This window comes from Streptomyces sp. CA-179760, assembly GCF_050937045.1.
Classification (GTDB): Bacteria; Actinomycetota; Actinomycetes; order Streptomycetales; family Streptomycetaceae; genus Streptomyces.
This window is the reverse complement of record NZ_JBNJLZ010000001.1, coordinates 8,378,691-8,405,080: the sequence shown is the minus strand read 5'-3', so window position 1 is coordinate 8,405,080 and position 26,390 is coordinate 8,378,691. Positions and strand designations below refer to the sequence as shown.

At 71.1% G+C, this 26,390-nt stretch carries 21 protein-coding genes and 2 pseudogenes; 13 read left to right on the top strand and 10 right to left on the bottom strand.

Annotation, left to right across the window (positions count from 1 at the left end; translation table 11 throughout):
* Window positions 1–60 precede the first annotated feature (60 nt).
* The gene (locus tag ACQEV8_RS37990) at window positions 61–1,224 is read left to right on the top strand and encodes a Gfo/Idh/MocA family protein (protein WP_432970049.1); all 1,164 of its coding nucleotides are present in this window, start codon (window positions 61–63) and stop codon (window positions 1,222–1,224) included.
* Between the two features lie 4 nt (window positions 1,225–1,228).
* Here the strand turns inward: ACQEV8_RS37990 and ACQEV8_RS37985 are convergent, their stop codons facing one another.
* Both ACQEV8_RS37985 and ACQEV8_RS37980 read right to left on the bottom strand, forming a co-directional pair.
* The gene (locus ACQEV8_RS37985) at window positions 1,229–1,840 is read right to left on the bottom strand and encodes a TMEM175 family protein (protein ID WP_432970046.1); all 612 of its coding nucleotides are present in this window, start codon (window positions 1,838–1,840) and stop codon (window positions 1,229–1,231) included.
* A 73-nt stretch (window positions 1,841–1,913) separates the two neighbouring features.
* Entirely contained in the window at window positions 1,914–2,948 is a 1,035-nt protein-coding gene (locus tag ACQEV8_RS37980) for a LacI family DNA-binding transcriptional regulator (protein ID WP_432970043.1), read from the bottom strand.
* Between the two features lie 108 nt (window positions 2,949–3,056).
* Between ACQEV8_RS37980 and ACQEV8_RS37975 the strand changes: the two are divergent.
* From ACQEV8_RS37975 to ACQEV8_RS37965, 3 genes and pseudogenes are all read left to right on the top strand, one after another.
* Window positions 3,057–4,213: pseudogene (locus ACQEV8_RS37975) on the top strand (phytanoyl-CoA dioxygenase family protein).
* Between the two features lie 8 nt (window positions 4,214–4,221).
* The gene (locus tag ACQEV8_RS37970) at window positions 4,222–4,998 is read left to right on the top strand and encodes an SDR family oxidoreductase (protein ID WP_432970040.1); all 777 of its coding nucleotides are present in this window, start codon (window positions 4,222–4,224) and stop codon (window positions 4,996–4,998) included.
* Window positions 4,999–5,133: 135 nt separating this feature from the next.
* Window positions 5,134–6,138 carry a Gfo/Idh/MocA family protein gene (locus ACQEV8_RS37965; RefSeq protein WP_432970037.1) on the top strand — a complete coding sequence of 335 codons (1,005 nt, stop codon included), beginning with the start codon at window positions 5,134–5,136 and terminating at the stop codon, window positions 6,136–6,138.
* A gap of 18 nt (window positions 6,139–6,156) precedes the next feature.
* On the opposite strand, the gene ACQEV8_RS37960 is transcribed toward ACQEV8_RS37965, so the two are convergent.
* Window positions 6,157–6,759: a GOLPH3/VPS74 family protein gene (locus ACQEV8_RS37960; protein WP_432970034.1), complete on the bottom strand. Its 603-nt coding sequence runs from the start codon at window positions 6,757–6,759 to the stop codon at window positions 6,157–6,159.
* A 100-nt stretch (window positions 6,760–6,859) separates the two neighbouring features.
* Between ACQEV8_RS37960 and ACQEV8_RS37955 the strand changes: the two genes are divergently transcribed.
* Complete coding sequence (locus tag ACQEV8_RS37955; RefSeq protein WP_432970031.1) at window positions 6,860–7,876, top strand: Gfo/Idh/MocA family protein; 1,017 nt, start codon at window positions 6,860–6,862, stop codon at window positions 7,874–7,876.
* 40 nt (window positions 7,877–7,916) lie between these two features.
* Here ACQEV8_RS37955 and ACQEV8_RS37950 read toward each other — a convergent pair whose 3' ends face one another.
* The 5 genes from ACQEV8_RS37950 to ACQEV8_RS37930 are packed head-to-tail and all read right to left on the bottom strand — an operon-like array spanning window position 7,917 to window position 12,871.
* Entirely contained in the window at window positions 7,917–8,936 is a 1,020-nt protein-coding gene (locus ACQEV8_RS37950; RefSeq protein WP_432970028.1) for a Gfo/Idh/MocA family protein, read from the bottom strand.
* Window positions 8,937–8,954: 18 nt separating this feature from the next.
* Window positions 8,955–9,857: a sugar phosphate isomerase/epimerase family protein gene (locus tag ACQEV8_RS37945; RefSeq protein ID WP_391112231.1), complete on the bottom strand. Its 903-nt coding sequence runs from the start codon at window positions 9,855–9,857 to the stop codon at window positions 8,955–8,957.
* A 1-nt stretch (window position 9,858) separates the two neighbouring features.
* Window positions 9,859–10,770: an ATP-binding cassette domain-containing protein gene (locus tag ACQEV8_RS37940; protein ID WP_432970024.1), complete on the bottom strand. Its 912-nt coding sequence runs from the start codon at window positions 10,768–10,770 to the stop codon at window positions 9,859–9,861.
* 5 nt (window positions 10,771–10,775) lie between these two features.
* Window positions 10,776–11,852 carry an ABC transporter permease gene (locus ACQEV8_RS37935; RefSeq protein ID WP_432970021.1) on the bottom strand — a complete coding sequence of 359 codons (1,077 nt, stop codon included), beginning with the start codon at window positions 11,850–11,852 and terminating at the stop codon, window positions 10,776–10,778.
* Window positions 11,852–12,871, bottom strand: coding sequence for a sugar ABC transporter substrate-binding protein (locus ACQEV8_RS37930; RefSeq protein ID WP_432970018.1), 1,020 nt, complete (start codon window positions 12,869–12,871; stop codon window positions 11,852–11,854). The genes ACQEV8_RS37935 and ACQEV8_RS37930 overlap by 1 nt, the downstream gene beginning before the upstream one ends.
* 325 nt (window positions 12,872–13,196) lie before the next feature.
* On the opposite strand from ACQEV8_RS37930, the gene iolC reads away from it, so the two are divergent.
* The 6 genes from iolC to ACQEV8_RS37900 all read left to right on the top strand — a co-directional run bounded on the left by iolC (window position 13,197) and on the right by ACQEV8_RS37900 (window position 20,255).
* Complete coding sequence (gene iolC, locus ACQEV8_RS37925; RefSeq protein ID WP_432970015.1) at window positions 13,197–14,174, top strand: 5-dehydro-2-deoxygluconokinase; 978 nt, start codon at window positions 13,197–13,199, stop codon at window positions 14,172–14,174.
* Between the two features lie 14 nt (window positions 14,175–14,188).
* Window positions 14,189–15,067, top strand: a complete 879-nt coding sequence (locus ACQEV8_RS37920; RefSeq protein WP_432970012.1) for a Cgl0159 family (beta/alpha)8-fold protein — start codon at window positions 14,189–14,191, stop codon at window positions 15,065–15,067.
* Window positions 15,068–15,147: 80 nt separating this feature from the next.
* Window positions 15,148–16,041 carry a 5-deoxy-glucuronate isomerase gene (gene iolB / locus ACQEV8_RS37915; protein ID WP_432970009.1) on the top strand — a complete coding sequence of 298 codons (894 nt, stop codon included), beginning with the start codon at window positions 15,148–15,150 and terminating at the stop codon, window positions 16,039–16,041.
* Window positions 16,038–17,912, top strand: coding sequence for a 3D-(3,5/4)-trihydroxycyclohexane-1,2-dione acylhydrolase (decyclizing) (gene iolD / locus ACQEV8_RS37910; RefSeq protein WP_432970006.1), 1,875 nt, complete (start codon window positions 16,038–16,040; stop codon window positions 17,910–17,912). The genes iolB and iolD overlap by 4 nt, the downstream gene beginning before the upstream one ends.
* A 42-nt stretch (window positions 17,913–17,954) precedes the next feature.
* A complete protein-coding gene (locus ACQEV8_RS37905) occupies window positions 17,955–19,448 on the top strand; it encodes a CoA-acylating methylmalonate-semialdehyde dehydrogenase (protein WP_432970003.1) in 1,494 nt (497 codons plus the stop codon).
* A gap of 21 nt (window positions 19,449–19,469) precedes the next feature.
* Window positions 19,470–20,255 carry a GntR family transcriptional regulator gene (locus tag ACQEV8_RS37900; RefSeq protein WP_432970000.1) on the top strand — a complete coding sequence of 262 codons (786 nt, stop codon included), beginning with the start codon at window positions 19,470–19,472 and terminating at the stop codon, window positions 20,253–20,255.
* A gap of 9 nt (window positions 20,256–20,264) precedes the next feature.
* Here ACQEV8_RS37900 and ACQEV8_RS37895 read toward each other — a convergent pair whose 3' ends face one another.
* Entirely contained in the window at window positions 20,265–21,080 is an 816-nt protein-coding gene (locus ACQEV8_RS37895; protein ID WP_432969997.1) for a DUF427 domain-containing protein, read from the bottom strand.
* A gap of 131 nt (window positions 21,081–21,211) precedes the next feature.
* On the opposite strand from ACQEV8_RS37895, the pseudogene ACQEV8_RS37890 reads away from it, so the two are divergent.
* Window positions 21,212–22,554, top strand: a pseudogene (locus ACQEV8_RS37890) (PP2C family protein-serine/threonine phosphatase).
* Between the two features lie 31 nt (window positions 22,555–22,585).
* Window positions 22,586–23,584: an MASE1 domain-containing protein gene (locus tag ACQEV8_RS37885; RefSeq protein WP_432969994.1), complete on the top strand. Its 999-nt coding sequence runs from the start codon at window positions 22,586–22,588 to the stop codon at window positions 23,582–23,584.
* A 132-nt stretch (window positions 23,585–23,716) separates the two neighbouring features.
* On the opposite strand, the gene ACQEV8_RS37880 is transcribed toward ACQEV8_RS37885, so the two are convergent.
* Entirely contained in the window at window positions 23,717–26,305 is a 2,589-nt protein-coding gene (locus tag ACQEV8_RS37880) for a non-ribosomal peptide synthetase (RefSeq protein ID WP_432969991.1), read from the bottom strand.
* Between the last annotated feature and the right edge of the window lie 85 nt (window positions 26,306–26,390).

Below are 26,390 nucleotides of genomic sequence, written 5' to 3'. Positions count from 1 at the left end.
CGGGAAACCGCGCTCAGGGTGGGCTGGACAGGTTCTGGAACGGTCCAAAGAGGGGCTCTCATGGTGGACACGCTCGGCGTCGCCGTCATCGGATTCGGCTGGATGGGGCGGGTGCACACCCAGGCGTACGCGCGCGTGCGGCACCACTTTCCGCGGTTGCCCCTCGTCCCGGAGCTGGTGACGGTCGCCGAGGAGGTGCCGGGCCGGGCGGAGGAGGCCGCCGCGCAGTTCGGGTTCGCCTCGACGACACGTGACTGGCGCGACGTGGTCGCCGACCCGCGGGTGAAGGCGGTCAGCATCACCGCGCCGAACTTCCTGCACCGCGAGATCGGCGTCGCCATGGCCGAGGCGGGCAAGCACATCTGGATCGAGAAGCCGGTGGGTCTGACCGCCGAGGACGCCGGTGCGGTGGCGGACGCGGTGGCCAGGGCGGGTGTGCAGGGCACCGTCGGCTTCAACTACCGCAACGCTCCCGCCGTCGAGGCGGCCCGCGAGCTGATCGCCTCCGGGGAGATCGGCACGGTCACGCATGTCCGCATCCGGCTGTTCAGCGACTACGCGGCTCATCCCGAGGGTGCGCTGACCTGGCGGTACGAGCGGGAGCGGGGTGGCAGCGGGGTGCTGGGCGACCTGGCCTCGCACGGCACCGACCTGGCCCGGCATCTGCTGGGTGACATCACGTCCCTGACCGCCGACACGGCGATCTTCCTGCCCGAGCGGGCCCGCCCGACCGGAGCCACGGCGGGCCACAGCCGCGCCTCCGGTGGGGAGGTCGGCCCCGTCGAGAACGAGGACTACGTCAGCTGCCTGCTGCGCTTCGCCTCGGGGGCGCGCGGTGTGCTGGAGGCCTGCCGGGTCTCGGTCGGCGAACAGAACAACTACGGCTTCGAGGCGCACGGCACGAAGGGCGCGGTGTTCTGGGACTTCCGCCGCATGAACGAGCTGGGCGTCAGCCGTGGCACGACGTACCAGGACCAGTCCGTCACCACGGTGTACGTCGGCCCGGGCCACGGCGAGTTCGCCGCGTTCCAGCCCGGGGCGGCGAACGCGATGGGTTACGACGACCTGAAGGTCATCGAGGCGTACCGCTTCCTGCGCTCGGTCGCCGAGGGCACCCCCCACGGGGCGACGCTCACGGACGCCGTGCACAGCGCCGCCGCGCTGGACGCGATGGCGCGGTCGGCGGCCAGTGGCGCGTGGGCGGACGTGTCCGCGGGCGCGTGACGTCTCAGGCCTGCTTCTGAAGGCGGCGGCCGAGGAGGAACCTCACCGGGACGAGGACGAGCCACAGCCACATGGCGTGCGACCCCACCACCAGGGCCAGCGGGACGGTCACGGCGAACACCACCACCATCGTGGCGCTGTCGAGGAGGTAGAGCGTGGTGCCTGCCTCCGATGGGGTGCCGTGGCGGAGCCAGGGGCGTTTGGCCAGGAGGGCGGCCAGCGCCAGGTGGCCGGCGCCGATCGCGGCGACCGCCGCCGCGTAGACGGCGACCGAGACGGGCTCGTCGCCGTACTCCGCGAGCAGCCTGGTCGGGAAGGGCACCAGGGCCGCGACACCCAGTCCGGCGATGGACAGGGTGATCACCTGTCCGTCGACCTCCCGCACATCACGGAAGATCCTGCGATGGTCGTGCCAGAAGCTGCCGAGCACCGTGACGCTGAGCACGTAGGCCCCGAGATCCGGGAGCAGCCGGCGCAGCGCCTGGTCGTACTGGTCCGCGTCGAGTCCGCGCGGTACGTAGAGGTCCAGGACCAGCAGTGTGATGGCGATGGCGAACACGCCGTCGGCGAGCGTCAGCAACCGGTCGGGGCCGCCGTCCGGGCGCGATGTCCACATGAGGACGACGGTAAGGGCCGCGCCGCGTCACGTTCGGGATCCACGCCCGGCCGTGCGCCGGCCTCACCCCACCTCACACGCCCGGGGCCTGCGGCGGCATGTTGTACGGCGTCACCACCTGGATCGCGGACGGCAGGGTCGCTCCCGCCGGCGGCAGCGCGTCGTGCGCCCGCATGACGGTGTGGCAGGCCTCGCGTACGTCCTGGCGCAGGTCGTGGTGGAGCACGGCGGACAGGCGGTGCTCGCGCAGCAGCCGGGTGTTGTCGTGGTCGAGGTCGTGCGCGACGAACACGGCGCACTCGCGGCCGAGGTCCCCGAACGCCCTGAGCGTGGCGATGTTGCCGCCGCCGATCGAGTACACCGCGCGGATCTCCGGGTCACGTTCCAGCGCGGCCCGCACGAGGTCGTACTGGGTGGCGTCGAGGCCCTGCCCCTCGGCGATCTCGACCAGTGTCCGCTCGGGGTGCCGGGCGCGCATGCCACCGCGAAAGCCCATCTCGCGCTCCTCCTCGTTGCGGAAGAAGCCGCTGCTGAGGCTGGTGAGGATGTTGCCCGGACGGTCGCCGAGCCACTGCCCCATCAGATACGCGGCCGTCGCCCCCGCCGCCCGGTCGTCTATGCCGACGTAGGCACGGCGGGCGCTGGCGGGCAGGTCGGTCACCAGGGTCACGACCGGGATGTCGGCGGCTTCGAGCCGGCCGACGGCGGCCGTGACCTCGGGTACGTCCGGGGCCTTGAGGATGACGCCCTGCGAGCCGCGCCGGGCGATCCGGTCCAGGATCCGCACCAGTTCCCCGGCCGGGCCGGTCTCGCGGAAGTGGAAGCGGGAGCGCAGCACCGCCGGGTGCAGGGACGGCAGCTCGGCCTCCAGGGCGGCGCGGATCGCCGTGGTGAAGCGTTCCGGTGCCTGCATCACGATGTCGACCATGAACGTCCGGCCCACGAGCCGGACCTGGGTGCGCTGCCGGTCCAGGTCGGCAATCGCCCGGCGCACCTCCCGCGCGGTGCTCTCCCGCACCCCGCCCCGGCCGTTGAGCACCCGGTCGACGGTCGCCTCGCTCAGTCCCGCCTGACGGGCGATCTCCCGGATCGGGAAGGGGTGGCCCATGCGCCGGCTCCTTGAGGGGTTTTTGATGGCTGCCTGCTGGTTGTTCGAGGGGTTTGTACTGACAAGAATGACAGGGCTGCGTCGCTCCGTGACCCCGAAGGGACGACGATGTCCTTCACTTCCGTACACCACCGTGCCTGGCTGTCCGAGCAGGACTGCGACCTCGACGCGTTCCGCGCGCTGGTCGAGCAGACGACGGATCCCGCCGACTATCCGCACGCCTGTGCCGTGGAGCGGAACGTGCCGGTCTACGACACCGGGCTGCTGGAGGACGACCGGGTGGTCCAGGCCGAGCTGTCCCGGGCGCTCGCCGACGGCCCCGGCATCGTCGTCTTCCGCGGTGCCTTTCCCGACCCGGAGGTCGTGGACCGGGCCACCGCCGTGTTCGAGGCACTGATCGCCGAGCAGCGTGCCTCGGGCGCGACCGCCGGTGACCACTTCGCGAAGCCGGGCGCCAACGACCGGGTGTGGAACGCGCTGGAGAAGGCGGCCCTGTACGACGCGGAGACCTTCGCCGACTACTACGCCAACGAGGTGCTCGCGCTGGTCGCCACGGCCTGGCTGGGCCCCGGCTACCAGGTCACCTCCCAGCTCAACGTGGTCAACCCGGGCGGCGCCGCGCAGAGCGCGCACCGCGACTACCACCTGGGCTTCCTGTCGAACGAGGCCGCCGCGGCCTACCCCGCGCACGTGCACCGCCTCTCCCCGTGCTCACCCTCCAGGGGGCGGTCGCGCACTGCGACATGCCGGTGGAGTCCGGGCCGACGATGTATCTGCCGCACTCGCAGAAGTACGAGCCCGGCTATCTGGCCTGGCGGCTCCCCGAGTTCCGGGCGTACTTCGAGGCGCACCAGGTGCAGCTGTCGCTCGCGAAGGGCGACGCGGTCTTCTTCAACCCGGCCCTCTTCCACGCCGCCGGCACCAACCGCTCGGCGGACATCCGGCGCATGGCCAACCTGCTGCAGGTGTCGTCCGCGTTCGGACGCGCCATGGAGACGGTGGACCGGGAGGCCGTGGCGAACGCGGTGTACCCGGTGCTGAGCGAGCGCCGCGCCGAGGGCGCCGACCAGGCGTGGCTGGACCGGGTGATCGCGGCGAGCGCCGAGGGCTACCCCTTCCCCACCAACCTCGACAGCGACCCGCCGGTCGACGGTCTGGCCCCGCCCTCGCAGGCGGATCTCCTGCGGCGGGCGCTGCGCGAGAAGTGGACTCCGGAAGCGCTCCGTGCGGAGCTGCGGGCCGGCACCGAACGGCGAGAGAGCTGAGGAACTCGATGGGACTTCTCGACGACAAGGTCGTCCTGGTCAACGGCGGCAGCCAGGGCGTCGGCGCCGCCGTCGCGCGGGCCGCGGTCCGCGAGGGTGCGGTCGTGGCCGTCACCGGGCGGCGCCCCGAGCCCGGCGAGGCCCTGGTGGAGGAGCTGATCGCGGCGGGCGGCAAGGCCCTGTACGTACGGGCCGACCTGTCGGACGCCGAGCAGGCGAAGGCCTCCGTGGCCCGGGTCGTCCAGGCGTACGGCCGGGTCGACTGCCTCGTGAACTCCGCCGGGCTGACCTCCCGGGGGACGCTGCTGGACACCACGCCCGAGCTGTTCGACCAGCACATCGGGATCAACCTCAAGGGGCCGTTCTTCGCCATGCAGGCGGTGGTCGCGGACATGGTCGCGCGCGAGGCGCCCGGCACGGTCGTCAACATCATCACGTCGTCGGCTCACGGCGGGCAGCCGTTTCTCGCGCCGTACGTCGCCGCCAAGGCGGGGCTGATCGGGCTGACCCGCAACGCCGCGCACGCGCACCGGTGGGACCGGGTCCGGATCAACGGGCTGAACATCGGCTGGACCTCGACGGAGGGCGAGGACGCCACGCAGAAGGCCTTCCACGGGGCCGGGGACGACTGGCGTGATCAGGCCGCGGAGAAGCTGCCGATGGGCAAGCTGGGCCAGCCGGACGAGATCGCCGACTTCGTGGTCTTCCTGCTGTCGGACCGGTCCGGGGTGGTCACCGGGTCGATCATCGACTGGGATCAGAACGTGCTCGGTGGACTCGACTGAGGAGGTGCCGCGTTCTGTGACTGGTCGTGTGCGGCGCCGTGGTGGCTGGTCGCGCCCACGCGGCCGAGCCGCAAATCGACACAGCCCCGCGCCCCTGAGGGGGCGTTCCAACCCTGCAACAAGGAGCAACACCCCATGCGTATCGGAATCCTCGGCCTCGGCCGTATCGGCGCCTTCCACGCCGAGACCCTCTCCGGGCTCGACGCCGTCGAGTCGCTCGTCGTCACCGACCCGTTCGCGGGGGCAGCCAAGGCCGCGGCCGAGCGGTTCGGCGCCGAGGTCGTGGACTCGCCCGAGGCCCTGCTGGCCGCCGGTGTGGACGGCATCGTCGTCGCGGCGGCGACCGACGCCCACCCGGCGCTGATCCTGGCCGGGGTCGAGGCCGGTGTCCCGGTCTTCTGCGAGAAGCCCGTGGCCAAGACGATGAGCGAGGGCGTCGAGGTGCTCAAGGCCGTCCGGGGCAGGGACGTGCCGATCCAGATCGGCTACAACCGCCGTTTCGACGCCGGGTTCGTCGCCGCGCGGGCCGCCGTCCAGGCCGGTGAGCTGGGCACGCTGCACACCGTGCGGTCGACCACGCTGGACCCCGCGCCGCCGCCGGCCGCGTACATCGCCGCCTCCGGCGGCATCTTCCGCGACTGCTCGGTGCACGACTTCGACATCATCCGCTGGGTGACCGGCCGTGAGGTGACGGAGGTGTACGCCGTGGGCGGCAACCGCGGCGCCGACTTCATCAAGGAGGCCGGCGACGCCGACACCACCGGCGCGATCCTCACCCTCGACGACGGCACGATCGCGGTGGTCTCCAACTCCCGCCACAACGCCCGCGGTTACGACGTCCGCATGGAGATCCACGGCTTCACGGACTCCATCGCCGTCGGTCTGGAGGACAAGCTGCCGCTGCGCTCGGTCGAGCCGGGCGTGACCTTCCCCGCGGGCACGCCGCACGACTTCTTCATGGACCGGTTCACCGAGGCCTACCGCGCCGAACTGACCGCGTTCACCGAGGTCGTCGCCGGCACCCGCCCCTCCCCCTGCACGATCGAGGACGCCCTGGAGGCGGGTTGGATCGCCGACGCGTGCACCCTGTCGCTGCACGAGCACCGCCCGGTGACCATCGAGGAGGTACGGGCGGTCTGACATGGAGGTCGCCGCCGCTCACGGAGCGCGCCAGACGTTCGCGAACGCCTCGTCCTCGATGGTCCGCCGACGGCGGACGGCGTCCAGCTCCGTCACGGCGTCGACCACCGCGGCGAGTACGGCCCGGGCCGCGTCGTCGGGCTCAGGGAGGTCCTCGGGCACCTCGTCGCGCACCCCGACGGCGGCCGCGAGTGTGGCGAGCACCGGCTCGTCGGTCGCCCCGCGGTGCAGGGCGCGCTGCCGGGCAGGGGACTCGACCGGCCCCCGCCCGGTGCCGCGGAAGGGGATCCAGGAGGCCCGCGGCCGTGCGACGGCCCCCTCTTCCTGGAGGACGGTCAAGTACTCCTCGGCCAGTCCACGGCCCCTGCGCCACAGCCAGTCCTCGATCGGCTCGTACGGCGCCTCGCGCACGAGCGCCGTCGCGGCCCGCTCCAGCAGAGGGTCGTCGAGGGTCGGCGCCGGGCGGGACACGATGCGGTCGCCGTCCAGCGTCACCACCTCGGCACCGAGCAGATCGATCACCTCGGCACCGGCCAGCCCGAGCGACAGGTCGCCCTGCGTCACCGGCCGGCCGGCGGCCGCGTCCATCGCCACGATCATCAAGTCGCGTGCCGTACCCATCACCACTCCCCTCGGAGGCACTGATCACGCTACGCCGCGACCGCCCTCAGGGCGACCAGGATCCGTACGACGCGAGGCCACAACGAGGAGGAAGACAGGCATGAGCGAGCCAGACCGGGAACCCCTGCGCATAGGACTGCTGGGAGCCGCTCGGATCACCGAACGCTCCCTGATCGACCCGGCCCGGGCGACCGGCCACCGTCTCGTCGCGGTGGCGGCCCGCGACCGTGCCCGGGCCGAGGCGTTCGCCGCCCGGCACGGGGTGGAGCGGGTGGCGAAGTCGTACGCCGAGCTGGTGGCCGATCCCGAGATCGACGTCGTCTACGACCCGCTCGCCAACGGCCTGCACGGCCCGTGGAACCTGGCCGCCCTGGCGGCGGGCAAGCACGTCCTGTCGGAGAAGCCGTCGGCGAGCAACACGGAGGAGGCGGCGGAGGTACGGCAGGCCGCCCGGAAGGCCGGGACGGTCTTCATGGAGGCCTTCCACTACCTCTTCCATCCCGTCACCCGCCGTCTGCACGAGCTGCTGGCCTCGGGTGAACTCGGCGAACTGCGGCATGCCGAGGCCCTGGTCGCCATCGCCGCCCCGCCGGACACCGACCCTCGCTGGTCGCTGCCGCTGGCCGGCGGAGCCCTGATGGACCTGGGCTGCTACAGCCTGCACGCACTGCGGATGCTGGCCCCCTGGGCGGGCGGCGCACCGCGTCTCGCAGGGGCGCGGGGCGGGGAGCGGGCGGGTGCGCCCGGGGTCGACGAGTGGCTGGACGCCGATCTGGAGTTCCCCGGCGGCGCGACGGGCTCCGCCCGCTGCCACATGGCGTACGACGGGCTGGAGATGAGCATCCGGATCGTCGGCTCCCGGGGCGAGGCGACGGCCCCGAACTTCGTGCTGCCGCAGGAGGACGACCGGGTCGTGGTCCGCACCCCGGAGGGCGAGCGCACGGAACGGCTCGGGACTCGCTCGTCGTACACCTACCAGCTGGAGGCGTTCGCCGCCGCGGTGCGGGACGGCGCTCCGCTGCCGCTGGACGCGGACGACGCGGTGACGACGATGGAGCTCATCGACGCCTGCTACCGCGCGGCCGGGTTCGAACCCAGGCCTCGTACCCGGGTCTGACGCACACGGAGAGGGCCCGGGGCATGGTCCCGGGCCCTTCTCACGCGTACAGCGCGGGTTTCTCCCCGAGTTCGACCTCGACCCGGCCGCCGTCCTCCAGGGCTCGTACGCCCGCCTCGCACACGGCAGCGGCGGCGTAGCCGTCCCAGACGCCCGGGCCGGTGACCTCGCCGCGCCGGGTGGCGTCGACCCAGGCCTGGATCTCGTGGTTGTAGGCCGTCTCGAAGCGTTCGGTCCAGTCCTGGGCGATGGTGCCGCCCCAGCGGCCGGCCATGTTGGTGACCAGGGCGTGGCCGTCGCCGATGCGGGCGGTGCCGCGTTCACAGACCACCTCGGCCTGGACCTGGTAGCCGAAGCCGCAGTTGACGAAGATCTCGACGTCACTGAGGGCGCCGCCGTCGGTCTCGAAGACGACGAACTGGGGGTCCTGCAACGCGTCCGGGGCGCTGGCCGACGGGGTGGGGCGCAGCACCGTGACGGCTGTGATCTCGTGGTTCAGCAGCCAGCGGGTCGCGTCGGCCTCGTGGGCGACGGAGTCACTGATCAGCATGGAGCTGGTGAAGAAGGGCGGGCTGGCGACGTTGCGGTGCCGGTTGTGCAGCATGAGCGGACGGCCCAGCTGACCGGTCGTCAGTAGGGCCTTCAGCTTCGCGTACTCGGGGTCGTAGCGGCGCATGAAGCCGACCTGGACCCGGCGGTGGCCGAGTCTCTGTTCGGCTTCGAGGACGCGCAGCGCGGACGCCGCGTCGGGGGTGAGCGGCTTCTCGCACAGGACGGGCAGATCGTGCTCGAAGGCGGCGAGGAGGGTGGCCTCGTGGGCCGGGCCCGGGGAGGCGATCAGGACGGCGTCCACGTCGGCCGCCGTCATCGCGGCAGCCGGGTCGGTGTAGGCGGTGCAGCCGTCGACACGGGCGGCGACGGCCTTCGCGCGCTCCGCGTCGACGTCTACGACGGCCGCCACCCGTGCTCCGCTGGTGACTTCGTGGATGCGGCGCACATGGTCGGCGCCCATCCTTCCGGTACCGATGACCGCGACTCCCAGAGGGGCACGCTCCGTCATGGCCGTCCTTTCGGGTCGTCAGGCGCCGCAGGACCTCAGGAACTTGCGGGTACGCACCGCGATCGGCAGGGGCTTGTCCGGCTCACAGGGGTACATGTCCTGCTCGACGATGGCGAACAGGTCCACGCCCAGCTTCTGGGCGGCCGTGAGGACCGGGCCCAACTCGGGCACGCCCGCAGGCGGTTCGCACATCACACCGCGCGCGACGGCGGGACCGAACGGCACCTCGTTCTTGACGACGTCGGCGAGGATCTCCGGGTCGACCTGCTTGAGGTGGAGGTAGCCGATGCGCTCGCCGTACGTCTCGATCAGCTTGACGCTGTCGCCGCCGCAGTAGGCGTAGTGCCCGGTGTCCAGGCAGAGGTTGACCGCGTCGGAGTCGGTCGAGTCGAGGAACTGCTCGACGTGCTCCTCGGTGTCGATGTGGGTGTCGGCGTGCGGGTGGACGACGATGTCCAGGCCGTACTTGTCCTTCACCTCACGGCCGAGGCGCTCCATGCCCGTGGTGAGGTTGCGCCACTGCTCGGTGGTGAGCTCCGGGGGCTCCAGGATCTCGGCGGTCTTGTCGTCGCGCCAGAAGGACGGGATGACGACGAGGTGCTTGGCGTCCATCGCCTGGGTGAGCGCGGCGACGTTGCTGACCTGCTCCCAGGTGGAGTCCCACTCGGAGGGGCCGCGGTGCAGGCCGCAGAAGATCGTACCGGCGGAGACCTTCAGGTTCCGCTTGGTGACCTCGTCGGTGAGCCGGGCCGGGTCGGTCGGCAGATAGCCGTACGGGCCGAGTTCGATCCACGAGTAGCCTGCTTCGGCGACCTCGTCGAGGAAGCGGACCCAGGGCACCTGCTGGGGGTCGTCGGGGAACCAGACGCCCCAGGAGTCGGGGGCGGAGCCGACCCGGATGCGGTCGAGCGCGAGAGCCATGTCAGGACTTTCCTTCCGAGGACGCGGCTACGGGAGCGGTGAGGTCCCCTTCTTCGGGGAGCTCTTCGACGTCGACACCGTGGACCTGGCTCAACTCGTGCTTGAGGGAGGCCAGTTCGGCGCCGCCCGCCATGTGGTTGGTCAGCTCTTCCAGGCTGACGTCACTGCGCGAGGCGGAGAGTTCCATGGTGCCGAGCCGCAGCACGCTGAAGTGGTCGCCGACCATGTAGGCGTGGTGCGGGTTGTGGGTGATGAAGATGACGCCCAGGCCCTTCTCGCGGGCGGCGGCGATGTACTTCAGCACGACACCGGACTGCTTGACGCCGAGGGCGGCGGTCGGCTCGTCCAGGATGAGCACGCGGGCGCCGAAGTAGACGGCGCGGGCGATGGCGACGCACTGGCGCTGGCCGCCGGAGAGCGTGCCGATGGGCTGCTCCATGTCGTCCAGGACGATGCCCATGTTGCGCAGTTCCTCGTCCGCGGTCTTCTTCATCTTGTCGATGTCGAGACGTCGGACCGGCCAGGGGCCCTTGGTCATCTCGGAGCCGAGGAAGAAGTTGCGCCACACCGGCATCAGCGGGACGACGGCGAGGTCCTGGTAGACGGTGGCGATGCCCTTGTCGAGGGCCTCGCGGGGGGTGGAGAAGCGCACCGGTTCGCCGTTGACGAGGAACTCGCCCTCGGTGTGCTGGTGCAGACCCGAGATGATCTTGATGAGGGTGGACTTGCCGGCGCCGTTGTCGCCCAGGACACAGGTCACCTTGCCGGGGTGGACTTCCAGGCTCACGCCGTGCAGGGCGCGGATGTTGCCGTAGGACTTGCCGGCGTTGCGCAGCTCGACCAGGGAAGGGTCCTGCGTGGGCGGGGTGTCGGTGACGACGGCGCCGTGGGTGTCGGCTTCTTTGTTGGTCATTGCGATCACCTCCGGGTCGCTGACTTGCGGACCCACAGATTGATGAGGGTGGCGCCGAGCAGCATCGCGCCCAGGAAGGCCTTGAACCAGTCCGGGTTCCAGCCGGCGTAGACGATGCCCTGCTGCACCAGGCCGAACATGAAGGCGCCGAAGACCGGGCCGATCGCGGAGCCGGAGCCGCCGGTGAGCAGACAGCCGCCGACGACCGCCGCTGCGATGTAGATCAGCTCGACGCCGACGCCCTCCCCGGACTGCACGGTGTTGAAGGAGAACAGGTTGTGCATGCCGACGAACCAGGCACCGACGCCGACCAGCATGAACAGCGAGATCTTGGTAAAGGTCACGGGGACCCCCACCGCGCGGGCGGACTCCTTGTTACCGCCGGCCGCGAAGATCCAGTTGCCGTACTTGGTGCGCAGCAGCACCCAGGTGGCGATGGCCGCGAAGACCAGCCACCACACCACCGTGATCTTCACGTTGACGCCGCCGACCTCGAAGGACGAGGCGAAGAGGGCCTTGGCCTGGTCGAAGCCGTCCATGTCGCTGATGTCGTCGGTGGCAACGTTGTTGGTCACCAGCTTGGTGACCGCGAGGTTGGCACCCTGAAGGATCATGAAGGTGCCAAGGGTGACCAGGAAGCTCGGCAACCCGGTCTTGATCAGTACCCAGCCGTTGAAGAACCCGACACCGAGGGAGAGCACGAGCGCGAGGAGCACGCCCATCCACACGTTCAACGTCAGCTGATAGCTGATCATGCTCGCGGTCAGCGCCGAGGTGATCACGGCGACGCCGGACGAGAGGTCGAACTCGCCGCCGATCATCAGGAGCGCCACGGGCAGCGTCATGATCCCGATGGTCGACGAGGCGTAGAGGATGTTCGCGATGGAGCTGCCGTCGCGCACCGGCGGCGCCACGATCAGGAAGAACACAAACGTGGCGACGGCGCCGAGGAACACGCCGACCTCGGGCCGGGCTAGCAGCCGCAGCGCCAGCGGGCGCTGCCGCGTCCGGCCGTCGGACTGCTTGCGGCCGGGGGCCGGCGGTGTGTCCACCGCCGGCGTGGCCTGCTGGGCCATGCTCATCACCGGGTGCCCTTCGCGGCGAACTCCCCGATCTTGTCGACGTTCGACTTGTCGACGAAGGCCGGGCCTGTCAGCACGGGCTGCTCACCGCCACCGCTGTAGTTGCCGTTGTTCTTGTAGAGCCACAGGCCGTCGACGGCCAGGTAGCCCTGGAGGTAGGGCTGCTGGTCGACGGCGAACTGGATGTCGTCGCCCTTGATGGCCTTGATGAGGTCCTTGTTGAGGTCGAAGGTGGCGACCTTCGCCTTGCTGCCGGCGTCGCCGATCGACTGCACGGCGGTCAGCGCGAAGGGGGCGCCGAGCGTGACGACGTAGTCGATGGACGGGTCCTGCTTCAGCTTGGCGGTGATCGTCGACTTCACGGCCGGCATGTCGGTGCCGTTGACGTTCTGGGTGTCGAGCTTGCCCTCGAAGGTCTTCTCCACGCCGTCGCAACGCTGGGTCAGGCCGACGTTGCCCTGCTCCTGGACGACGCAGAGGGCGTGCTTGGCGCCGACCTCGTTGAGCTTCTTGCCGAAGGCCTCGCCGGCGACGGACTCGTCCTGGCCGAAGAACTCCAGCATGTTGAGCTTCTTCCAGTCGCTCAGGCCGGAGTTGAGGCCGACGACGGGTATGCCGGACTTCTCGGCCTTGCCTATGACGCCCTTGAGCGCGTCCGGCTTGGCGAGGGTGACGGCGATGCCGTCGACCTTCTGGTCGATCGCGTTCTGGACCAGGTTGGCCTGGTTGCCCGCGTTCGGGTCGGCGGAGTAGATGAGCTTGATGTTGTCCTTGGCGGCCGCGGCCTCGGCGCCCTTGCGGACGGTGTCCCAGAAGGTGTCGCCCGGCGCCTGGTGGGTGACCAGGGCGACGGTCATGCGCGGCGTGGTCGCTTTGCCGGCGGAGGCGTTCGCGGCGCCTTCCTCGGCACCCTTGCCCCCGGAACTGCTGGAGCAGCCGGCGAGAGTCAGAGCCGCTGCCGCGGCCACGGCGACGACGGGCACGATTCTGCGGGAGCGGGGGTGAGAAGAGCGGTCCATCTTTCCTGGCACCTCACTGTGCTACTGCGGGGGAAAGGGGAGGGGATCACGAAGGGGATCCGTGGTCCCGGAACCTTACGGAGTCCGGATCATGATGCCGCAAACAGACTGTGGCGATGCCACGGGATACAAGTCCCTGCCGCGCCCGCTGTCAATACTTTGTTAAGACATCATTTCACAAGCAGGTCCGAATGTAAGTACAAACTATTGACAGCGCCGCCCTCCGGGACCTACACCTGAGGGGCGGCAGGTCCCCTGAACCCACGCCCCCACCGTGTCAGGGCGTCCCGGGACCCGCATCCCCAGCTTCCCGAGGAGGTCGCGCATGGCCGGGCCGGCAGAGTATTTCGACTTGATCACGATGGGGCGCATCGGAGTCGACCTCTATCCCCTGCAGACCGGCGTCTCCCTGGACCGTGTGGAGACGTTCGGGAAATTCCTGGGAGGTTCGGCGGCCAATGTGTCGGTCGCCGCGGCCCGTCTGGGACGCCGTACGGCGGTGATCACCCGCACCGGCGACGACCCCTTCGGCACCTACCTGCACGAGGAGCTGCAGTCCTTCGGCGTCGACGACCGCTGGGTCACCCCGGTCGAGGACTACCCCACCCCGATCACGTTCTGTGAGATCTTCCCGCCGGACGACTTCCCGCTGTACTTCTACCGCCGCCCCAAGGCCCCGGATCTGGAGATCCACACCGACGAGCTGGACTTCTTCGCGATCCGCGGGGCCCGCATCTTCTGGATCACCGGCACCGGCCTGAGCGAGGAGCCGAGCCGCTCCGCCACGCTCGCCGCCCTCAAGGCCCGCGACAAGTCCGGCATCACCGTCTTCGACCTCGACTGGCGGCCGATGTTCTGGCGCGACCCCGAAGAGGCCCGCCCGTACTACCGCGAGGCGCTGCGCCACGCCACCGTCGCGGTCGGCAACCTCGAGGAGTGCGAGATCGCCACCGGCGTGCGCGAACCGCAGGCCTGCGCCGACGCGCTGCTGGAGGCGGGCGTGGAGCTGGCCGTCGTCAAGCAGGGCCCCAAGGGCGTGCTCGCCGTGCACCGCGACGGCACCCGGGCCGAAGTGCCGCCGGTGCCGGTCGAGGTGGTCAACGGCCTGGGTGCGGGCGACGCCTTCGGCGGCTCGCTCTGCCACGGTCTGCTCTCCGGCTGGGACCTGGAGAAGATCATGCGCCACGCCAACGCCGCCGGCGCCCTCGTCGCCTCCCGCCTCGCCTGCTCCTCCGCGATGCCGACCGAGTCCGAGGTCGCCGGCCTCCTCGCCGAGGCGTCGTCCCCGAGCACGAGCCTCTGAAACGGAGCCCGCAATTGAACATCGGCATCCCCGACCTCACCACGGTCAGAGCCCGGAACCCCGAGGCGGTCGCGGAAGCGGCCGCCCGCCGGGTGCGCCGCCCGCTGATCGGCGACAGCGGCCGGCTGATGATCGTGGCCGCCGACCACCCGGCGCGCGGCGCCCTCGGGGTCGGCGACCGGCGCCTGGCCATGGCGGGCCGCGCCGATCTGCTGGAACGGCTGTGTGTCGCGCTGTCCCGGCCCGGGGTCGACGGGGTGCTCGCCACCGCCGACATCCTGGAGGACCTGCTCCTGCTCGGGGTGCTGGAGAACAAGGTCGTCATGGGCTCGATGAACCGCGGCGGACTCGCCGGGGCCTCCTTCGAGATGGACGACCGTTTCACCGGTCACCGCGCCGAGGACATCGCCCGGCTCCGCTTCGACGCCGGCAAGCTCCTGGTGCGCATCGACTACGACGACCCGGGCTCGCTGACCACGCTGGAGTCCACGGCCCGTGCCGTCGACGCCATGGCGGCCCACCGGCTCCCCCTGTTCGTCGAGCCGTTCATCTCCCGGCGGGTCGACGGAAAGGTCCGCAACGACCTGTCGGCCGACGCCGTCACCCGGTCCATCGCCATCGCCTCGGGGCTGGGCGGCACCTCCGCCTACACCTGGCTGAAACTGCCCGTCACCGACGACCCGGACGACATGGCCGAGGTGCTGGAGACCTCCACCCTGCCCGTCGTCCTGCTCGGCGGCGAGGTGGGCGAGGACCAGGAGGGCGCCTACGAACGCTGGCGCAAGTCCCTGCGCCTGCCCACCGTCCAGGGCCTGGTCGTCGGGCGTTCGCTGCTCTACCCGGCCGAGGGCAGCGTGGAACAGGCCGTGGACACGGCCGTCGGACTGCTCTGACCGCACGTGGCACCTGCCGTGATGCAAAGGCACCTGCTGTGATTTCAAAGTGGCACCTGCTGTGACCCGAAAGGCACACGATGACGTATCACCTTCCCGCGGGTAAGGCCCTCGGCGGCCCCTACATCGTCGACATCACGCCCGAGAAGGCCGGCTGGGGCCACTCCAGCCTGCGGATCCTGGAGCTGTCGCCGGGCGGCACGCACACCTTCGAGACCGGCGACAGCGAGTGGATCGTCGTCCCGCTGAGCGGCGGCTGCACCGTCGCCGCTGCGGACGACTTCGGACAGGACACCTTCGAACTCCAGGGCCGCCGGGACGTCTTCAGCGGCGTCAGCGACTTCGCCTACGTGCCGCGCGACGCCCGGGCGACCGTGACGTCCGCCGCCGGCGGGCGGTTCGCGCTGACCGGCGCGCGCTGCGACCGCCGGCTGCCCGCCCGCTACGGAGCGGCCTCCGACGTGCCCGTGGAGCTGCGGGGCACCGGGAACTGCTCCCGGCAGGTCAACAACTTCGGCGCGGCGGGCGTGTTCGAGTGCGACAAGCTCATCGCGGTCGAGGTGATCACCCCGGGCGGCAACTGGTCGTCCTTCCCGCCGCACAAGCACGACGAGCACCGGCCGGGTGAGGAGTCCGTGCTGGAGGAGATCTACTACTTCGAGTTCGCCGGCCACGACGGCATCCCCGGCCTCGGCTACCAGCGGGTCTCCCCCTCCGGGCCCGGCCGGGACACCGATGTGCTGGCCGAGGTCCGCGACGGCGACGTCGTCCTCATCCCGGACGGCTGGCACGGGCCCTCGATGGCCACCCCCGGCCACCACATGTACTACCTCAACGTCATGGCGGGCCCGGAGGCCGAGCGCGCCTGGCTGATCTGCGACCACCCCGACCACGCCTGGGTCCGCGACACCTGGCCGGACCAGCCGGTCGACTCCCGACTCCCCCTCTACACCGCCCCGGAGACCTCCGCATGAACGCCCGCACCCGCCGACTGACGACCGCCCAGGCCCTGGTGCGGTTCCTGTCCGCCCAGTACACCGAGCGGGACGGCGTGCGGCGCCGGCTGATCGCCGGGACCTGGGGCATCTTCGGCCATGGCAACGTTGCCGGGGTCGGCCAGGCTCTCCTGGAGGCGGGCGAGGAGGTCATGCCGTTCCACCAGGGCCGCAACGAGCAGTCCATGGTGCACGCGGCGGTCGGCTACGCCCGGCAGCTGAACCGCCTGTCGGCGCAGGCGGTGACGACCTCGATCGGCCCGGGCGCCACCAACCTGGTCACCGGGGCCGCGCTGGCGACGATCAACCGGCTGCCGGTGCTGCTGCTGCCCGGCGACTACTTCGCCTCGCACGCACCCGACCCGCTGCTCCAGCAGCTGGAGCACCCCGTCGAGGCCGATGTGTCGGTCAACGACACGCTGCGCCCGGTGTCGCGGTACTTCGACCGGATCACCCGACCCGAGGCGCTGATCCCGTCGGCGCTCCAGGCCATGCGCGTGCTGGCCGACCCGGCCGAGACCGGCGCCGTCACCCTGGCCCTGCCCCAGGACGTGCAGGCGGAGGCGTACGACTGGCCGGAGGAGTTCTTCGCCGAGCGCGTCTGGTACGTACGGCGTCCCGCGCCGGACCCGGTGGAGCTGACCGCTGCCGTCGAGGCGATCCGGGCCGCCGAGCGCCCACTGGTCGTCGCGGGCGGCGGCGTCCACCACAGCGAGGCCGAGCAGGCGCTGAAGGCGTTCGTGGAGGCCACCGGCATCCCGGTCGCCTCCACCCAGGCCGGCAAGGGCTCCCTGCGCTTCGACCACCCCGCCGACCTCGGCGGCATCGGCCACACCGGCACGGCGGTCAGCGACGACGCCGCCCGCACCGCCGACCTCGTGATCGGCGTGGGCACCCGCTACACCGACTTCACCACCGCCTCCGGCACCCTCTTCCAGAACCCGGACGTCAGGTTCCTCAACCTCAACATCACCGGCTTCGACGCGCACAAGCTGGCCGCGCGCACACTGGTCTGCGACGCGCGGTCCGGCCTGGAGGGACTGCTGGAGGCGCTCTCCGGTCACCGCGTGAGTGAGGCGTACGAGGCGGAGTACCGCTCCGGCAAGGACCGCTGGGAGGAGATCGTCGAGGCCGTCTACCGCGCCGACGACGAGAACGCCGTGCCGACCCAGACGCAGGTGCTCGGCGCGCTGGACGCGACCGTCGGCGACGACGACGTGGTGATCAACGCCGCCGGATCGCTCCCCGGCGACCTGCACAAGCTGTGGCGCTCCCGCAGCCCGCGCCAGTACCACCTGGAGTACGGCTACTCCTGCATGGGCTACGAGATCCCGGCCGGCATCGGCGTCCAGCAGGCCGCCCCGGGCACGCCGGTCTGGGCGCTGGTCGGTGACGGCACCTATCTGATGATGCCGACGGAGATCGTCACGGCCGTCCAGGAGGGCCTGCCGGTCAACATCGTCCTCATCCAGAACCACGGCTACGCCTCCATCGGCGGACTGTCGCAGGAGACCGGCGGCGAGCGGTTCGGCACCGCCTACCGCTTCCGGGCCGCCGACGGCACCTTCACCGGCGCCCCGCTCCCCGTCGACCTGGCCGCCAACGCCGCCAGCCTCGGCATGGACGTGCTGCGCGCCAAGAGCGTGCGCGAGCTGCGCGAGGCACTGGCCGCGGCCCGCGCCTCCGACCGGCCGACCTGCGTCTACGTCGAGACCGACCCGGCCGCGACCGCTCCCGGGGCCGAGGCCTGGTGGGACGTGCCGGTGGCCGAGACCGCCTCCCGCGAGGCCGCCGTAGAGGCGCGCGAGCGCTACGACCGCCAGGTCGCCGATCGCCGCCGCCACCTCTGAACTCCCCGCTGACATCACGCTCCACGAAAGGCCCCGCACACCATGAAGACCATCACCCACTGGATCGACGGCAAGCCCGTCGAGGGCAGCTCCGGCCGCTTCGGCCCCGTCTACGACCCGGCCACCGGCGCCCAGGAGAAGCAGGTCGCCTTCGCGACCGTCGACGAGGTGGACGCCGCCGTCGCCTCCGCCAGGGCCGCCTTCGAGTCCTGGGGCGAGTCCTCCCTGGCCAAGCGCACGGCGATCCTGTTCAAGTACCGGGAGCTGCTGGACGCCCACCGCGACGAGATCGCCGAGCTGATCACCGCCGAGCACGGCAAGGTGCACTCCGACGCGCTCGGCGAGGTCGCGCGCGGCATGGAGATCGTCGAGCTCGCGTGCGGCATCTCCGTCCAGCTCAAGGGCGAGCTGTCCACCCAGGTCTCCACCCGGGTCGACGTGGCCTCGATCCGCCAGCCGCTGGGTGTGGTCGCGGGCATCACGCCGTTCAACTTCCCGGCGATGGTGCCGATGTGGATGTTCCCGCTGGCCATCGCCTGCGGCAACACGTTCGTGCTGAAGCCGTCCGAGAAGGACCCGTCGGCGTCCCTCAAGCTCGCCGAACTGGCCACCGAGGCCGGGCTGCCGGAGGGCGTCCTGAATGTCGTGCAGGGCGACAAGGTCGCCGTGGACCGCATCCTGGAGCACCCGGACATCGAGGCGGTCTCCTTCGTCGGCTCGACCCCGATCGCCAAGTACATCCAGCTCAAGGCCGTCGAGCACGGCAAGCGCGTGCAGGCCTTGGGCGGCGCCAAGAACCACATGCTCGTCCTGCCCGACGCGGACCTGGACCTCGCCGCCGACCAGGCGATCAACGCGGCGTACGGTTCGGCCGGCGAGCGCTGTATGGCCGTGTCGGTCGTGGTCGCGGTCGGCGACATCGGTGACGAGCTGGTCGGCAAGATCACCGAGCGGGCGAAGAACCTCAGGATCGGCCCCGGCAACGACCCGGCGAGCGAGATGGGCCCGCTGATCACCCGCGAGCACCGCGACAAGGTCGCCTCGTACGTGGCGAGCGCGGCCGAGCAGGGCGCCGAGGTCGTCGTCGACGGCACCGGCTACTCGGTCGACGGACACGAGAACGGCTTCTTCCTGGGCGTCTCGCTGCTGGACCGGGTGCCGCTGACGGCGGACGCCTACCGGGACGAGATCTTCGGCCCGGTGCTGGCCGTGGTGCGCGCGGAGACGTACGAGGAGGCCATCAAGCTGATCAACGACTCCCGCTGGGGCAACGGCACCGCGATCTTCACCCGGGACGGCGGCGCCGCGCGCCGCTTCCAGTTGGAGGTCAAGGCGGGCATGGTCGGCGTCAACGTGCCGATCCCGGTCCCGGTCGGCTACCACTCCTTCGGCGGCTGGAAGGACTCGCTCTTCGGCGACCTGCACATCTACGGCAACGACGGCATCGCCTTCTACACCCAGGGCAAGGTCATCACCACCCGCTGGCCGGACCCGTCCGACGGCGGTATCAACCTCGGCTTCCCGAGCAACTCCTGACACCCCAAGGGGGGTTCATCCATGGCGAAGACCGGTGACCGGGCCCGCACCACGGCCGCCCCTGCGCTCAGCCAGCTGGACTTCGCCCTGGACCGGGGCAGTCCCGTGCCGCTGTACCACCAGCTCGCGCAGCAGCTGGAGGCCGCGATCGAGCACGGGGTTCTCATCCCGGGCAACCTCCTGGGCAACGAGGTGGACCTCTCCGTGCGCCTCGGCCTGTCCCGCCCCACGGTCCGTCAGGCCATCCAGTCCCTCGTCGACAAGGGGCTGCTGGTCCGGCGGCGCGGGGTGGGCACGCAGGTGGTGCACAGTCAGGTCAAGCGCCCGCTGGAGCTGAGCAGCCTCTACGACGATCTGGAGGAGGCCGGGCAGGGCCCGACCACGGAGGTCGTGCGCAACGAGGTCGTCCCGGCGTCCTGCGATGTCGCGGCAGCGCTCGGCGTCGTGGAGGGCAGCGAGGTCACCGCCCTGGAACGGCTGCGCAGCACGCACGGCCAGCCGGTCGCCCTGCTGTGCAACTACCTGCCGTCCGCCCTGCTGGACCTCGACAGCGCCCGCCTGGAGTCGACGGGCCTGTACCGGTTGATGCGCTCGGCGGGCATCACCCTGCACAGTGCCCGCCAGACGGTCGGCGCCCGCGCCGCCACCGCGCAGGAGGCCGTCCGCCTGGACGAGCAGGAGGGCGCGGCGCTGCTCACCATGCAGCGCACGGCGTACGACGACACCGGGCGCCCGGTCGAGTACGGGACGCACATCTACCGGGCGTCGCGGTACACGTTCGACTTCCAACTGCTGGTCAGGCCGTGACCGGGCCGGTCACCGCCGGCGCAGCATCCGGCTGAACGGTGTGTCCGGGCGGTCCAGACGCTCTCCGTCCAGCGTGATGTCGACGACCTCGTTGAAGAAGGCGACGCGTCCCTGGACCGCCGTCACCGCGGGCAGCGGGGCGGCGTAGCTCCAGCCGATGTTGGGCGGCACGTCGCTCCCGCCGCGCCAGGACCAGTACTCGGCGGTGCCCTTGTAGGGGCAGCCGGTGCTGTGGTCGGTGGCGTCGAACAGGTCGAGGCGGACGTCCTCGCGGGGCAGGTAGTACCGGGTCGGCAGGGAGGTCTCGAAGAGCAGGACGGGGTCCCGGGTGTCCGCGACGACCTGACCCTCGATCTCGACCAGGACATGGCGGCTGCTCGGCAGCGCGTCCACGCGTTTGTGCGGGTCACGGGGGTGGATGAAGATCTCCTCGTCCTCCTCGTACCAGTGGTCGAGGCCCGTGTCGGTGCGCAGGAACCACTCGAAGGCGATGTGACCGGCCAGGTCGTCGGCGGGGAACGTCCAGGCCGCGTTGGAGCGCACCTCGCCGTCGGCGTCGAGGTCGTAGAAGATCCGGGAGCCGGTGTGCTTGCCGGTGGGCGGGTTCTTCGCCGGGCGGAGCAGGTCCATGCGGACGTCCGCACGCGGGAAGACGTACTGCGGCACCGGCAGCTGGGGCTCCCAGACGAGGACGGGGTGCCGGCTGTCGACGACGGTGACGTCGCCCTTGCGGCCGCGCACCCAGCGCTCGCTGGGCTCCCACAGGAGGCCCTCGGGGGTGGTCCTGATCGACGGTGCGGCGGTGTGGGCCGGGCGGATGGTCATGGCCGGTGCTCCTTCCGGAGGTCCGGATGTCCGGTTCCTTCCACGGTCCCACGGTCTCGGCGCCCAGGGTCCAGCCGGGCGGACCCGCACTAAGCTGTAGGGACCGTACTTCAGGCCACGAGGCGCTCGTGATGGCAGGAGAGAGGCGAGGTCGGCATCCCAGGCAGCCGCAGCTGCCCGACCTGCACGTGCGCCTGCGTTCCGAGCTGAACCGGATCGACGAGCAGTTGCGCGCCCTGCTGGACGCCATGGACCGGATGCAGGGCCTGCTGGACGCGGTGGTGGCCATCAGCCGGGAGATGGAGCTGACGGCGGTGCTGCACCGCATCGTGACCACGGCCATGGACCTGGTCGGTGCCCGCTACGGCGCGCTGGGCGTACTCAACGCGTCCGGCGAGCGCTTGGAGGAGTTCATCACCGCCGGTCTGTCCGAGCAGGAACTCGATGATTTGGCCGGCACCGATCTGCCTCGGGGTCTGGGCGTCCTCGGCCACTTGATCAGCCACCCCGAACCCCATCGGATCGACGACATCCTGGCCCATCCGTCCTCCGTCGGCTTCCCGCCCGGCCATCCGCGTCTGCGGACGCTGCTCGGCGTCGCCATCAGCGTCCGCGGCGAGATCTACGGGGATCTGTACCTCGCCGAGCGGCGTGACGGACAGCCCTTCGACATCCAGGACGAGAACGTCGTCACCGCCCTGGCCAGCGCCGCCGGCATCGCCATCGAGAACGTCCGCCTGTTCGAACAGGTGCGGGTCGGAGCCGAGCAGTTCCAGCGGCTTCTCCTGCCCGCGCTGCCCGACCTGCGGCCCTTCACCGCCGCCGCCGTCTACCGGCCGGCCGCCGAGCCCAGCAAGCTCGGAGGCGACTGGTACGACGCGATCCCGCTGTCCGGCGGCACCGTGGCGGTCGTCATCGGTGACGTGGTCGGCCACGATCTCAAGGCGGCGGCCGCCATGGCCTCCACGCGCAACATGCTGCGGGCCCTGCTGTTCGACCGGGGCAGTACGCCCGGCGCGCTCCTGGCCCGGCTCGACCGCATCCTCCAGGCCATCACGACCAACCCCGTCACCACCACCGCCCTGGCCCGCATCGAACCGGAGGGACCGGGCTGGCGCATCCACTGGAGCACGGCGGGCCATGTCCCGCCCCTGCTGATCACTCCCGACCGACGGACGGAGTACCTGGCCGCCGAGCCCGGACTGCCGCTCGGGGTCGACCTGGAGGAACCCCGCCCCGACCACTCCCGTTTCCTCCCCCGGAAGCCACCGTGGTCTTCTTCACCGACGGGCTGATCGAGCATCCCGCCCACCCCATCGACGAGAGCCTGGACGAACTCGCCGGGCTCGCCGCCGTCCATGCGCACCGGCCCCTGCCCGAGTTCGTGCGGGCGCTGGCCGACCACCACCCGAGCGACGGTCATGACGACATGGCCGTCCTGGCGCTGCGCACCCCACGGGGATCCGACGGATGATGGGCGAGAGGATGTCGAGGCGGAGGTCCCGATGACTGTCGCGCGGCATGCCGGAGCCCGGCGCGGTGGCGTGGTCGCCCTGGAGATCTGCGCCGTTGCCGCGCTGTACTGGGGCTCGGCCGAGATCGGACTGCTCCAGCAGCAGGTGCGTGGCCAGGTCACCCCGATGTGGCCGCCGAGCGGTATCGCAGTGGCCAGCATGCTCCTGCGCGGGCCGCGGGTCTGGCCCGGGATCGCACTCGGGGCGTTCCTGGTCAACATCTCGCTGGGGCCGTCGTTCCCGGCCGTACTCGCGATCGCGGCGGGCAACACGCTCGCACCTGTCTGCTCGTACGCCCTGCTCCGCCGTGCCGGGTTCCGCGGCGAGATGAACCGCCTGCGGGACGCCCTCGCCCTGATCTTTCTCGGCGCGTTCACCGGCATGCTGGTCAGCGCCACGGTGGGCACCGGGACGCTCGTCCTCGCGGGTGTGCTGGACGTCGGCGAATTCTGGGCTACGTGGTCGGTCTGGTGGACCGGCGACGCGGTGGGCGTACTGGCGGTCACCCCGATCCTGCTGCTTCTCCGCTCGGCACGCCTGCCCCGGGGCGCCCCGCTGTCCCGGTGGGTGGAGGGGACCCTGCTCGTTGGGGTCACGATCTGCGTCGGCCTCGTCGAGACCAGCACCACGCCGCTGTTGTTCCTCGGCTTCCCGCTGCTGATCTGGGCTGCCTTCCGCTTCGGGCTGGCCGGGGCCGCGCCCTGTGCCCTCGCCGTGTCGAGCTTCGCGATCATCGCGGCCGCGCAGAACACGGGCCCGTTCGCCGGTCACGACCTGTTCACCAACATGATCACTCTGCAGGCGTTCAACGGTTCCGTCTCGCTGACCGCCCTCCTGCTCGGAGCGGCGGTCAACGAACGAGCCCGGACCGAGCGGGAGATCGCACTGGCGTGCGGACAGCTCGCCGAGATGGTCACGAAGATCGCCGCGACGGATCGCCGACCGGCTCTGGGCCCGGAAATGACGAAGGGCCCCGCCCCACCGAAGTGAGGCAAGGCCCTGCCCTGGGAGATTTCCCGGGCACCCTGTCGGGACGACAGGACTGGACCGGCTCTGAGCCAGCCGCCCTGCGAGACGTGTCGTCGCCATGGGGGGAGCCTGAATGCCTCTGATCGCCTCCGGTCAGTTCCGCACGTGCTCGTCCTCGGCGTTGAGACTCGCCACCGCTCCGCGGACGGTCGGGGATCGGTACAGCTCCCGCAGCCGCAGGGACGGCAGACCGTGGGCGCGCAGAGCTGCACCGATACGGACGGCGGACAGAGAGTTGCCGCCGAGTTCGAAGAAGTCGTCGTCCGGGTGCACGGGCACGCCCAGCACCTCGCTCCAGATCTTCGTCAGGCTTGCGGTGAGGTCGTCGGCGGAGGCAGCGGCTTGGGCCGTGTCCCGCCCCGACGGGCACAGGGCGGCGGGCGCGGGGAGCTGGGTGGCGTCGAGCTTGCCGTTGGCCGTCAGCGGGAGTGCGTCCAGCGCGGTGACGGTGGCAGGGAGCATGTACTCGGGCAGGATGCCGGCGGCCCGCTCGCGCACCCCGGCGGGGTAGCCCCCGGACGACAGGGTCACATAGGCGTCGATCCTGGCCATGGCGTTGCCCGCCGGGTCGTCGCGGCGTACCAGGACGGCCGCGGTGCGCACGTCGGGGTCCTCCAGCAGTACGGAGCGGATCTCGTCGAGCTCGATCCGAAAGCCGCGGATCTTCACCTGGCTGTCGATCCGGCCCAGGTGTTCGAGCCGCCCGTCGGGCCGCAGGCGTCCGAGGTCGCCGCTGCGGTACATCGTGCCGCCGGTGTACGGGTCCGGCACGAACCGTCGACCGGTCAGCTCCTCCTGACCCAGGTAGCCGAGTGCCACGCCGGCGCCGCCGACGCATATCTCGCCTGCCACGCCCGGAGGCTGGAGCCGTCCGGCCGGGTCCATCACGTACAGGTGCCAGCCTGGCAGGGCGCGACCGACGGAGCGGGTGGCGGCGAGCGCCAGTTTCCGGGTGAGGGTCTGCTCGGTGACATGGACGGTGGTCTCCGTGATTCCGAACATGTTCACCACCCGGCAACAGCGCTCCGGGTGCCGGTCGAACCAGGGCAACAGCATGCGCGTGTCCAGCGGCTCACCGCCGAAGACGATGAGCCGGACGGACACGTCGGTGTGCTCGACGTCCAGGAACTGGGCGAAGGCCGACGGGGTCTGGCTGAGCACGGTGACCTTCTCGGCCACCAGCAGATCGCGGAAGTGGTCCGGTTCACGGGAGACGAAGTACGGCACCACGACCAGCCGCCCGCCGGTCAGCAGGCAGCCCCAGATCTCCCACACCGAGAAGTCGAAGGCACTGGAGTGGAACCAGGTCCACACGTCCGCTGCTCCGAGCCCGTACTCGTCGCGGGTCGCGTCGACCAGGGCGATCACGTTGCGGTGGGGGACGACGACGCCTTTGGGCCGGCCGGTGGAGCCGGACGTGTAGATGACGTAGGCGGCGTCGTCGGGTGAGGGGGGAGGTGGGCTCGTGTCCTCCTCCGGTGACGGCCAGCCGCCTCGCGGCTCTTCCAGCAGTTCGTTGGGGGTCACAAGCACGGAGTCCGCCACGGCCGGGATCTCCGGGAGCCGGGTGATCACCACGTCCAGATGCGCGTCGCGTGCCGTGTGGGCGAGCCGCTCCGCCGGGTATGCGGGGTCGAGGGGCACGTAGGTCGCGCCGGCCTTCAGCACGGCCAGCAGGGTGACGACGTGTTCGGCGGAGCGCTCCAGGCACACGCCCACCCGATCTCCGGCGCCGACTCCGCGTGCTCGCAGGCCGTGTGCCGACCGGGCGGCTCGCTGGTCGAGTTCGCGGTAGGTCAGTCCTGTGTCGCCGTCGGTCACGGCGGTGTGGTCCGGCGTCGCTGCCAAGATCTCTGCGAACGCACCGGGCAGGCTCAGCGGCTTGGTTGTCAGGGAACGGAGCGGGCGGCCGAGCGCCGCCGTGCGGGCCCGCTCTCCCTCGTCGAGGAGTTCGACGTCGTCCAAGGGAGTCTGCGGGCGGTGCAGGACCTGCTGGTGTACGTGGACGAGGTGCCGTACGAACTGGGCCGCGATCCGGGCGGAGAAGTGGCTGCTCAGGTGGTCGCAGCGGAGCCGTAGACCGCCCGAGTCCCGCAGGACGGATACGGTGAGCGGGAACGGGGGCGCGAGACAGGGCACGTATTCGGTCTCGTCCCTGCCGGGGAGGGAGGTGCCGTCCGAGTCCGCGCCGTCGGCATCGTCGGCATCGTCGACGAAGAGCAGACCGGTGAGTGCGGGGCCTGCCGCAACGGTGGGCTTCGACTCACCGAGCGTGGCGGCTGGTTCGACGGTGAAGACGCCGTGGTCGGTGCCGATGACCGGTGGGGTGTCGGGGTCGTAGCGGCGCAGGGTGATGGCGAGTGCCGTGAGCCAGCTCGCCTCGTCGCCGCCCTCGTCCAGGGCGACGGCATGGGCAGTGCTGGGGCCGTCGCCGCCCAGCCCCCAGGAGGGAGGGGGCGCGGCCGGGGACGCCGCGGGAGTCGGAGGGGCGTCGCTCGGGGCCACTGGCTTCCCGGCTGCGAGCCGGTCGACGGCCGTACGGTCCCAGCGCCCGCGTGGGGCGACGACGATCAGGTCGGACAGGCCGTCGGCGTAGCGCAGGAGGACGCTGCGCGGTTGGCGGCTCGGGCGGGCGAGTTCGGTGGCCCGTCGGCGCTCGGCGAGCGGGTCCGTCGCCGGCACGGAGATGTCCTCGACCCACAGCCCCGGTCGGCGGGCCGGGTCCGGGGGTGACCCGACCGGACGCGCAGCGCGTGGCAGTGGGTCG